The sequence below is a fragment of the Streptomyces sp. A3M-1-3 genome (assembly GCF_024213665.1).
Taxonomy (GTDB): Bacteria; Actinomycetota; Actinomycetes; order Streptomycetales; family Streptomycetaceae; genus Streptomyces.
Window position 1 is genome coordinate 1 of the sequence record NZ_JANAVP010000063.1, and the last position, 9,987, is coordinate 9,987.

Consider the following 9,987-nt stretch of genomic DNA (forward strand, 5'->3'; position numbering starts at 1 on the left):
CATAAGCAAGATCATACGCTACTCATGACATGCAATAGACACTCATGGACACTCAATCAGCAGCAGCTTCCTACCCCCAAGGGACGTGAACAGGTGGCGTATACCGAAATCTACGGGCACTCTCGGCTGATCACTGACACGGAAGAGGTCCGCGTCTTCACCGATCGCTATGGGATCATCCGGGCGCAGGCTCTCACCCCACGGGAGTCGCTGGCCCTGATCGAGAAAATGCTGGGAGAAGTGGGAGAAGTGTGAGAAGGATGAACACCATGGAACTCGACTGGTTCAAGTCCAGCTACAGCAGCGGCGAGGGCGGCGCCTGCGTCGAGGTCGCCACGTCGCCCACGACCATCCACATCCGGGACTCCAAGAACAAGCAGGGGCCCCAGCTCACCGTCACCCCGACTACGTGGGCAGCGTTCGTGGCGTACGCACCCCGGGTGGGCCAGTAGCGAGTCCTTCGGGGATGGGGCCGCCCGGCCGGTGATTATGGCGGCTCCGGGCCGGGCGTAAAGGGCGCTCCCTTCGGTCGCGTCGCTGCGCGATTCCGCTTCGCTCCACCCTTGACACCCGTCCCTCCGCCGCTGACTGATGTTGAGGGGGCGGCCCCCGGGGCGGGGCCCGGGGGAGGCTGATCGGTTGGTCCCGGCCCGAGCCCGGCCGTCGGGCCGGTGGACGGGGCGCACGAGTGCTCCGGGGATGGGCCCGGCACGGCCAAGCGGCCGCCAGGCCGGTGGGCGGGGAGCGCGGCGAGTCCCGGATGGGCCCGGCACGGCCGAGCGGCCGCCAGGCCGGTGGGCGGGGAGCGCGGCGAGTCCGGGATGGGCGCGGCCCGTCTCGGCGGCCGCCAGGCCGGTGGATTGGGCGCACGAGTGGCTCGGGGTGGGCCGGGCCCGGCTCAGCGGCCGCCAGGCTGGTGGGTGAGCAAGGAGCGCGACAGGCAGGACGTGGGCCGTATCCGGTCAGCGGCAGCCAGGCGGTGGCTGGTGAGCCGCGCCGCCGGTTCGAGGAGGGCCCAACTCGGCTCAGCGGCCGTCAGGCCGGTGGGTGTTGACAGGCGCGGTCGGCCCGGCCCGGCTCAGCGGCCGTCAGGCCGGTGAGGCCGAGGTATGGCGACGTCAGTCGTCATCGGCTGTTCTTTTGGCCGCAAACCTGTCCAGTTTGCCCGAGTTTATTAGGGCGATTGGAGCCCCTTCGGTCGCTTGGTGGCGTCTCACCTCGGATTGGCCGTCGTGGCAGCCAACAGACCGCCGTCCGGCAGAGAGACGGGCCGGGCCGCCCCCGCAGTTGCCGCGTGGCAGGCCGCTCACCGGCCTGTCGGCCGCTGAGCCGGGGCCGGGCCCATCCCCGGAGTTGCCGCGTGACCGGCCGTCCACCGGGCCGAGGCCACTGAACCAACCTGCGCCGCCCCCGGGGCTGAGGTGGGGCCCCGCTCCCCGGGGCCGCCCGACAACAAAGTTGCACCAGCGGGACGCGGCTGCCTGTCAAGGGTGGCCGAAGGCCATCGCGCAGCGACACGACCGTAGGGAGGGCCCTTTACAGGGAGACGTGGCCCGCCAAACTCACAAACCGGGCGGCCCCGGGTTCCCCGAACAACACACTCCCGCCCGCCATCACCCCCTCCCCCTCCCGTACAGCCCCTCGATCTCCATCGCGAAGTCCCTCGCGATCGCCGCCCGCTTCAGTTTGAGCGAGGGCGTCAGGTGGCCGCTCTGTTCCGTGAAGTCCACCGGCAGCACCGCGAAGCGGCGGATCGACTCCGCCCTCGACACCAGGCGGTTCGCGTCGTCCACCGCGCGCTGGAGGGCCGCCCTCAGTTCCTCGTCCTCGACCAGCTCACCCAGCGGCACGTCCTGCTTCTTCGTCATCTGCCGCCAGTGCAGCAGTCCGTCCGGCTCCAGCGTGAGCAGCGCCGTGATGTACGAGCGGTTGTCGCCGATCACCATGCACTGGCCCACCAGCGGATGCGCGCGCAGCCAGTCCTCCAGGGGCGCGGGCGCCACGTTCTTGCCGCCCGACGTGATGATCAGGTCCTTCTTCCGGCCGGTGATGGTCAGATAGCCGTCCTCGTCAAGCGCTCCGATGTCACCCGTGGCCAGCCACCCGTCGTCGGACACCGGCACCGCCTGCGCCCGTTGCGTGTCCCAGTACCCTCCGAACACGTGGCCGCCGGCCAGCAGCACCTCGCCGTCCTCCGCGATCCGGACGGCCGTGCCGGGCAGCGGCCAGCCCACCGTGCCCAGGCGCGGCTTGAGCGGCGGGGTGACGGTCGAGGCCGCGGTCGTCTCCGTCAGGCCGTACCCCTCGAAGATCTCGATGCCCGCGCCCGCGTAGAACGCTGCGAGCCGGCGCCCCAGCGGCGAGCCGCCGCAGATCGCGTACCGGACCTTGCCGCCGAGCGCGGCCCGGATCCGCCGGTAAACGAGCGGATCGTAGAGCGCGCGGGCCGCCCGCAGGCCAAACCCGGGACCGGGGCCCGTGCCGTGCTCCGCGGCCTCGACGGCCTGCCCGTACCGCTGGGCTATCCGCGCCGCGCGGTCGAAGGACGAGGCGCGGCCCATCTTCTCGGCCGTGGCGCGGCCCGTGTTGTACACCTTCTCCAGGACGTACGGGATGGCGAGGAGGAATGTGGGTTTGAAGCCTGCCAGGTCATTCAGGAGATCGTCGGTCTGGATGCTGGGCGCGTGCCCCAGTCGCACCCGCGCCCGCAGGCAGCCGACGGCGACCATGCGTCCGAAGACGTGCGAGAGCGGGAGGAAGAGGAGGGTGGAGGCCGGCTCCTGGCTCACCGACTTGAAGACGGGGTGCAGCAGCTCGATCGAATTGTCCACCTCGGCGAAGAAGTTGGCGTGGGTGAGTACGCAGCCCTTGGGCCGGCCGGTGGTTCCCGAGGTGTAGATGAGCGTGGCGATGGCGTCCGGCGACAGACGCGCGCGGCGGGCGATCACCACCTCGTCGGGGACCTTCGCGCCGGCCCGTACGAGCCGGGCGACGGCGCCCGTGTCGAACTCCCACAGGTGCGCGAGGTCCGGCAAGTGCTGCCGCTCCACGCTGATGACCCGCGCCTGCTCCTTGCTCTCGACGGCGCACGCGACCGCGCCCGAGTCCTGGATGATCCAGCGGGCCTGGAAGGCGGAGGAGGTCGGATAGATGGGGACGGTGACCAGGCCGGCCGCCCAGCCGGCGAAGTCGAGCAGCGTCCACTCGTACGTCGTACGCGCCATGATGGCGAGACGGTCGCCGGGCTGCAGTCCCTCCGCGATCAGTCCCTTCGCGACGGCGAGCACCTCCGCGGCGAACTCGGCCGCCGTCACGTCCCGCCAACTGCCGTCGGGTTGCTTCCGGCTGAGGACGGCCTCAGCGGTTGCCTCGCGGGCGTTGTCGAACGGAATGTCGGCGAGCGACCCTCGCCGGACAGGCGTCACCAGGGCCGGCGCGGACACCTGCCGTACGACGCCGTCGACGCGGGTCAGTTCCGGCTCGACGAGCACGGGCGGGGCGGGGTTCTGCTGTACGACCTGCTGTACGTCCACGAGCGGCTCCTTCACCATGGGTTCGGGTCGTGCGGCTGTGCAGAAGAACAGAACTGGCTTTCCGCTCCATCGAAAGGCCGGTGCGGGGCTCCGCGTTGCGCGGAATGTCCGGCACGAGGTGGGACGGCCGTACGCGCGCCAGTGCCCTGATCCGCCGGCCCAGGGCCTTCGCCCTCCGGGCCTCCAGCAGCAGCTTCCGCGGCTCGCCGTTGACGCCGAGCGGCGCGTCGCTCGTGGTGTCCGTGCCACCCGCGATCGCCGAGTCGAGCCGGCCGAGCACGGTCTCGCGGGCGAGGTTGAAGTCCCGGCTGTGCTTGAGGACCGCGCCGGCGACGAACTCCCCGACCTGCTGTCCCGCGAGACCGAAGCGTGCGACGAGTCCGTCCAGCGCCGCGGTGAGCATGTCCTGGTTGGAGGCGGTCGCGTACGTGCCGTCCGAGCGCGCGAACGGGATGCGGCTGCCGCTGAGGATCGCGACGCGGCGCGGCCGCGGAAGGCTGAGGGGATCCATCTCGACCAGCTCCTGACCCATGAGTAACCTTACTCAAAAGTAAACTTACGGCCAGGCAGGGAGTTTGGACAGTGGCGGATCGCTGTCTTCACTTCGCGGGCACCGCTCCCGGCCGGTTCCTGACCCGGCGGCTCGGCCTCCCGCACCCCGCCGCCCTGCGCCGCTGGACGCCGGAAACGCCCGCTCTGGACGGGCCGTTGGTGCACCTCACGGCCGAAAAGGCCACGGCCCGGCCGCGAAGCAGGCCGGAAACGGGGCCGGCGTGCCTCGCCCACGGGAATCAGGGCGTGCGGGTGGGAAACCCCCCGCCGCGCGGTGCGGAATGGCGGCTGCCCGACAACCTGGGGCGGCGCTACGGCGCCGTGTCCGGCGACCGTAACCCCATCCACCTGCACCCGCTCACCGCGAAAGCCTTCGGCTTCCCCCGGGCCATCGCACACGGCATGTGGACCGTCGCCCGCTGCCTCGCCGAAGCGGACCCCGAAGGCCTCATCACCCACGCACACGCCGAGTTCAAGGCAGCGCTCCTGCTCCCCGCCACCGTCACCTACGTGGCCGAGGGCGGAACCTCCAGCTCCGCAGCCGCAGCGACGGCCGCGTCCACCTCATCTGCCGTACGACGACTACAGGGACGACGCGGACGGAGTCCACCGCTTCCCGTTCATGAGGTTCTCCAGGCCCGACCACGCGAAGTTCATCAGGGTCGCCGCGGTGTCCTTCGCCGAAGCCCCCGTCGTCTCGTTGGCCCAGTCCGCCAGCGACTCCGCGGCCCCCACCAGCGCATGGGCCAGGCCCGCCACCTCGCGGTCCGCCGGCACCGGATCGCAGCCCGCCTCCGCCGCGGCCGCCGCGATCAGCAGCGTCACCAGCGCGACGATCTCTTCGCGCATCGCGGCGACCTCCGCCGCGAACGGCTCCCCGTGCGTACGGGCCTGATTGCTCAGCACCGCCCATCCGTCGGGGTTCTCCGCCGCGTGCGCGAAGAACGCGAGCAGCCCGCTCCACAGCTGCCGGTCGGCCGGCACACCAGGAGTGACCCCGCCCTGTACCGCCGCCACCAGCGCCTCGGCCTCCCGGCGGATGCACGCGGTGAACAGCTCCTCCTTGGAGTTCAGGTACAGATAGACGAGCGGCTTCGAGACCCCGGCCAGCTCCGCGATCTCATCCATCGACGCGGCCCGGTACCCCCGCTGCCCGAACGTCGTCACCGCGGCGTCGAGCATCTGCTGCTCCCGCACCGCGCGCGGCATCCGTTTGCCCTTCACCGCACCTGCCACGACAAATCCCTCCGCCCCGCACGCCTTACTCGTAAGTAAGCGTACGGGGCGGAGGGTTTGGGACCGATCGGATCAAGACGATCAGGCGGGACCGGCACGAACGCCTGACCTGCACCGTACGTAACCCTACGGTCGGTATGTACGTTGAGCAGCTCGGTACTGGCCGACGGAGGGGACACGATCATGGCCAAGCCGAAGCGCGTAGCGATCTACGTCCGGATCAGTAAGGACCGCAAGGGCCAGCAACTGGGCCTTCAGCGTCAGGAGAAGGCGTGCCGCACGTTGTGCGAACGCCTCGGGTGGGGAGTGTTCAAGGTCTACTCGGAGAACGACACATCCGCGTCAACGACCAGCAGGCGGCGGCGCCCGATCTACGCGAAAATGCTGCGCGATGCCCGAGAAGGCTTGATCGACGGCATCGTGGTCTACTCCATCGACCGGCTCACGCGGCGGATCACCGAGCTGACGACCTTCCTGGACGAGCAGAAGGAGCACGGTTTCGCGTTCGCCACGACCGAGGGCGAGGACACTGCGACAGCCAACGGCCGCATGGTCTTGACGATCAAGGGAGCCGTGGCTCAGCAGGAGACCGAGCGCATGTCGGAGCGAGTCATCGCGAACCAGCTCCGCCTATGCGGCAGTCGGAAGCGCCACCTTCGGCTCGGCATCACGAGCGTCGTACTCGTCCGCCGGTGAAGCAGCGACCGCGTTGTACGCGTGGCGGTCAAGGATGTTCTCACGTGCAGCAACAATCAACGGCGATACGACCTGACCGGCCACGTTCGTCGCCGTCCGCATCATGTCCAGGATCGGGTCGATGGCCATCAGCAGGCCGACGCCCTCCAGCGGGAGGCCCAGGGTGGAGAGGGTCAGTGTCAGCATGACCGTCGCGCCGGTCAGGCCGGCTGTGGCGGCCGAGCCGATCACCGAGACGAAGGCGATCAGCAGGTAGTCGCTGATGCCGAGCTGTACGTCGAAGATCTGCGCGATGAAGATCGCGGCGAGCGCCGGGTAGATCGCGGCGCAGCCGTCCATCTTCGTTGTTGCCCCGAACGGGACGGCGAACGACGCGTAATCCTTCGGCACGCCCAGCCGCTCGGTGACCTTCTGGGTGACCGGCATGGTGCCGACCGAGGAGCGGGAGACGAAAGCCAGCTGGATCGCGGGCCAGGCACCCTTGAAGAACTGGACCGGGTTGACCTTGGCAACTGTGGCGAGGAGCAGCGGGTAGACGCCGAACATCACCAGGGCGCAGCCGATGTAGACGTCGGCGGTGAAGGTCGCGTATTTGCCGATGAGCTCCCAGCCGTAGTCGGCGATGGCGTAGCCGATGAGGCCGACGGTGCCGAGCGGCGCAAGGCGGATGACCCACCACAGCGCCTTCTGCAGGAGCTCCAGTACGGCTTCGCTGAGGGTGAGGATCGGCTTGGCGCGGTCGCCGAGCTTCAGCGCGGCGATGCCGGCGACGGCGGCCATGAAGACGATCTGCAGAACGTTCAGCTCGGTGAACGGCGTGATCACGTCGGTCGGCACGATGCCGGTCAGGAAGTCGATCCAGGAGCCGGCCTTCTCGGGCTTCTCGCCGTCCTTGGGGGTGAGGCCGGTGCCCGCGCCCGGGTTCGTCAGGAGGCCGATCGCGAGGCCGATGCCGACCGCGATCAGTGACGTGATCATGAACCAGAGGAGGGTGCGGGAGGCCAGCCTGGCGGCGTTGTTGACCTTGCGCAGGTTGGTGATCGAGACGACGATCGCGAAGAAGACGAGGGGGGCCACGGCCAGCTTCAGCAGCTGGACGAAGATTCCGCCGACCTGGTCGAGGGTGGTCTTGAGCCAGCTGATGTCCTGGCTGCGGGCGAGCCAGCCGAGCAGGACGCCGAGCACCAGACCGGTGACGATCTGGGCCCAGAAGGGCAGCTTGAAGACGTTGGTTATCCGGGACACGGTCATACTCCGGGGTTGACGCACAACGGCATGGGGACGGGGTGCGGCGTGCCGTAAGTGGGGGACGCCGCTGCTGTGTCGCTCAGCGGCAACAGGCCGCGGACATGCAGCGGCAGAGATCGACATGCAGGCGTGCCACGAGCGGGACGCCCGGGCTGACGCGGTTGAGGCCTGCAGTCTTCATGCCGAACACGTTAACACTTGAACTTTGAGAACCTCAAAGGCCCGCTTTGGGGGCCCGCCGGGGAGACACACCCCCGAATACGCCAAAGCCCCAGGCCGGTACGGGCCTGGGGCGTCGCGGGTGGCGCACGTCTGTGACGAACCTTACGGCGCGCTCATGCACTCACCGCGCTCACGCGGTCCGCGCCGCGTCGTCGGCGGAGTCCTCCTGGCTGCGGTTGTCGTTCAGCTTGGCCTTCACGCTGCCGACCCGGTCGACGATCTGCTCGGACATCGCGTCGCGCTGCTTGCGCAGGAGTACGAAGCTGAGCGGCGCGGAGACGACGAGCGAGAGCAGCAGTACCCACATGAGGTTCGAGTCGCCGAGCCCGGCCGGTACGACGCCGAGGCGGACGAGGCCCCAGACGGCGAAGAAGCAGCCCACGAAGATGGCCAGCCGCATCGCGGTATAGCGGAACGTGGCGCTCGGCTTGGGGGGCACGGCGAGCCTTCTCTCTTCATTCGCGTACGACGAGTTATGCCCAACCAGTGAAGCACGTGTCATTTGTGATCAATTCAGCGGGAGCAGCGGGAGCAGCATGACGATGTCGTCGCGGTCGTCGCCTTCCGCGACCCGGATCGCGCCGGGGACCCGGCCGACCTCCTTGTAGCCGCAGGCGGTGTAGAAGCGGTCGGCGCCGGTGCCGCCGCGGCAGGTGAGCCGGATCGCCTCGATGCCTTCGATGGTGCGGGCGGAGTCCGCGGCGGCGGCCATCAGGTCGCGGCCGTATCCCTTGCCCTGGTGGCGGGGGTGGACCATGACCGTGTAGAGCCAGAGCCAGTGCTTCATCAGCCGGTGGGTGTTGAGGGTGAGGAAGGCGGTCGCGGCGACGGCGCCGTCCGCGTCGTACCCGACGAGCAGCCGAGTGCGGCCCTCGGCCATGGCGACGAGGTGCTTGACCAGTTCCGGCCGGATGATGTCGGGGGTGACGGGCGGCACGAAGCCGACGGCACCGCCCGCGTTGGAGACATCGGCCCAGAGGGCGAGGACGCCGTCCCGCAGGGCGGGTCCGATGTGCGAGTCCAGCCGGAACGTAAGGGCCATTGGCAGATTTTAGCCATTACCGATAGCCGGGTTCAAGCCGCGTCCACCACGCGAGAAGCCCCAGCACGGGGCCGGGGCTTCACACATGATCAGGCGTGATCGGGCGCTGTCCCCGCTGCCGCGTCAGACCCGCATCGGCTGCGGGGACTCCCGACGGGACTCGTCCGGGCCGGGGTACTCGCGGATGATCTCGTAGCGGGTGTTCCGCTCGACCGGGCGGAAGCCCGCGTCGCGGATCAGGTCGAGCAGGTCCTCGCGGCCCAGCTTGTTCGGCGTGCCGTAGTTGTCGGCGTCGTGCGTGATCTTGTACTCGACGACCGAGCCGTCCATGTCGTCCGCGCCGTGCTGGAGCGCGAGCTGAGCCGTCTGCACACCGTGCATGACCCAGAAGACCTTGACGTGCTGAACGTTGTCGAAGAGGAGCCGCGAGACCGCGAAGGTCTTGAGCGCCTCGGCGCCGGTCGCCATGGTCGTACGCGCCTGGAGGCGGTTGCGGACCTTGCCGTCCTGCATGTCCACGAAGTCGTGCTGGTAGCGCAGCGGGATGAAGACCTGGAAGCCGCCGGTCTCGTCCTGCAGCTCACGCAGCCGCAGCACGTGGTCCACCCGGTGCCGGGGCTCCTCGATGTGCCCGTACAGCATCGTGCACGGGGTCTTCAGACCCTTCTCGTGCGCGAGGCGGTGGATGCGCGACCAGTCCTCCCAGTGGGTGCGGTGGTCGACGATGTGCCGGCGGACCTCCCAGTCGAAGATCTCCGCGCCGCCGCCGGTGAGGGATTCGAGCCCGGCCTCGATCAGCTCGTCGAGGATCTCCGACGCGGACAGGCCGGAGATCGTCTCGAAGTGGTGGATCTCGGTCGCCGTGAAGGCCTTGAGCGAGACGTTGGGCAGGGCCTTCTTCAGCTCGCTCAGCGACCGCGGGTAGTAGCGCCAGGGCAGGTTGGGGTGGAGGCCGTTGACGATGTGCAGCTCGGTGAGGTTGTCGTTCTCCATCGCCTTGGCGAGGCGGACGGCCTCCTCGATGCGCATGGTGTACGCGTCCTTCTCGCCCGGCTTGCGCTGGAACGAGCAGTACGCGCACGACGCGGTGCACACGTTCGTCATGTTGAGGTGGCGGTTGACGTTGAAGTGGACGACGTCGCCGTTCTTGCGCGTACGCACCTCGTGAGCGAGGCCGCCGAGCCACGCCAGGTCGTCCGACTCGTAGAGGGCGATCCCGTCCTCACGGGTCAGCCGCTCACCGGAACGGACCTTCTCCTCCAGCTCGCGCTTGAGCCCAGCGTCCATCCCGGCGCCTCCATACGTCTGTCGATCGGGCTCCACCACCGTACTCCCCCACCCTTCGGGCGTGAGGGGCCCCCATACGCAACCGCTCCGCGGTCGCTAGTGTCCTGCGCCGGAGATCCGTCGGCAGAAACGGGCGAGGGAGTCGAGGATCTCCTCGGCTGTCTTGGTCCA

At 69.1% G+C, this 9,987-nt stretch carries 9 protein-coding genes and 2 pseudogenes; 4 read left to right on the forward strand and 7 right to left on the reverse strand.

The window, feature by feature from the left end; genetic code table 11:
- Window positions 1–255, forward strand: a 255-nt coding sequence (locus NLX86_RS33940; protein ID WP_254375674.1) for a Scr1 family TA system antitoxin-like transcriptional regulator, incomplete at its 5' end; no start/stop codon positions are given.
- Between the two features lie 5 nt (window positions 256–260).
- A complete protein-coding gene (locus tag NLX86_RS33945) occupies window positions 261–452 on the forward strand; it encodes a DUF397 domain-containing protein (protein WP_254375675.1) in 192 nt (63 codons plus the stop codon).
- A 1,161-nt stretch (window positions 453–1,613) separates the two neighbouring features.
- On the opposite strand, the gene NLX86_RS33950 is transcribed toward NLX86_RS33945, so the two are convergent.
- Together NLX86_RS33950 and NLX86_RS33955 are read right to left on the reverse strand one after the other, a co-directional pair.
- Window positions 1,614–3,551 carry a long-chain fatty acid--CoA ligase gene (locus tag NLX86_RS33950; RefSeq protein WP_374214026.1) on the reverse strand — a complete coding sequence of 646 codons (1,938 nt, stop codon included), beginning with the start codon at window positions 3,549–3,551 and terminating at the stop codon, window positions 1,614–1,616.
- A gap of 22 nt (window positions 3,552–3,573) precedes the next feature.
- A pseudogene (locus NLX86_RS33955) lies at window positions 3,574–4,044 on the reverse strand (acetyl-CoA C-acyltransferase); the annotation flags it as partial.
- A 308-nt stretch (window positions 4,045–4,352) separates the two neighbouring features.
- Between NLX86_RS33955 and NLX86_RS33960 the strand changes: the two are divergent.
- Window positions 4,353–4,711: pseudogene (locus NLX86_RS33960) on the forward strand (MaoC family dehydratase); the annotation flags it as partial.
- Here NLX86_RS33960 and NLX86_RS33965 read toward each other — a convergent pair.
- A complete protein-coding gene (locus tag NLX86_RS33965; RefSeq protein ID WP_254375681.1) occupies window positions 4,668–5,294 on the reverse strand; it encodes a TetR/AcrR family transcriptional regulator in 627 nt (208 codons plus the stop codon). The pseudogene NLX86_RS33960 and the gene NLX86_RS33965 sit on opposite strands and share 44 nt — an antisense overlap.
- A 210-nt stretch (window positions 5,295–5,504) precedes the next feature.
- Here NLX86_RS33965 and NLX86_RS33970 point away from each other — a divergent pair, with 210 nt between their 5' ends.
- Window positions 5,505–6,017: a recombinase family protein gene (locus NLX86_RS33970; RefSeq protein WP_254375677.1), complete on the forward strand. Its 513-nt coding sequence runs from the start codon at window positions 5,505–5,507 to the stop codon at window positions 6,015–6,017.
- Here the strand turns inward: NLX86_RS33970 and NLX86_RS33975 are convergent.
- From NLX86_RS33975 to mqnE, 4 genes are all read right to left on the reverse strand, one after another.
- Window positions 5,952–7,262, reverse strand: a complete 1,311-nt coding sequence (locus tag NLX86_RS33975; protein WP_374214027.1) for a dicarboxylate/amino acid:cation symporter — start codon at window positions 7,260–7,262, stop codon at window positions 5,952–5,954. The genes NLX86_RS33970 and NLX86_RS33975 overlap by 66 nt on opposite strands.
- A gap of 355 nt (window positions 7,263–7,617) precedes the next feature.
- Window positions 7,618–7,887 (reverse strand): DUF4229 domain-containing protein, encoded by a 270-nt coding sequence (locus tag NLX86_RS33980; protein ID WP_254375682.1) that lies wholly within the window; start codon window positions 7,885–7,887, stop codon window positions 7,618–7,620.
- A gap of 108 nt (window positions 7,888–7,995) precedes the next feature.
- On the reverse strand, window positions 7,996–8,529 hold the full coding sequence (locus NLX86_RS33985; protein WP_254375679.1) for a GNAT family N-acetyltransferase: 534 nt from the start codon (window positions 8,527–8,529) through the stop codon (window positions 7,996–7,998).
- 123 nt (window positions 8,530–8,652) lie between these two features.
- Window positions 8,653–9,816 carry an aminofutalosine synthase MqnE gene (mqnE, locus tag NLX86_RS33990; protein WP_254375680.1) on the reverse strand — a complete coding sequence of 388 codons (1,164 nt, stop codon included), beginning with the start codon at window positions 9,814–9,816 and terminating at the stop codon, window positions 8,653–8,655.
- Between the last annotated feature and the right edge of the window lie 171 nt (window positions 9,817–9,987).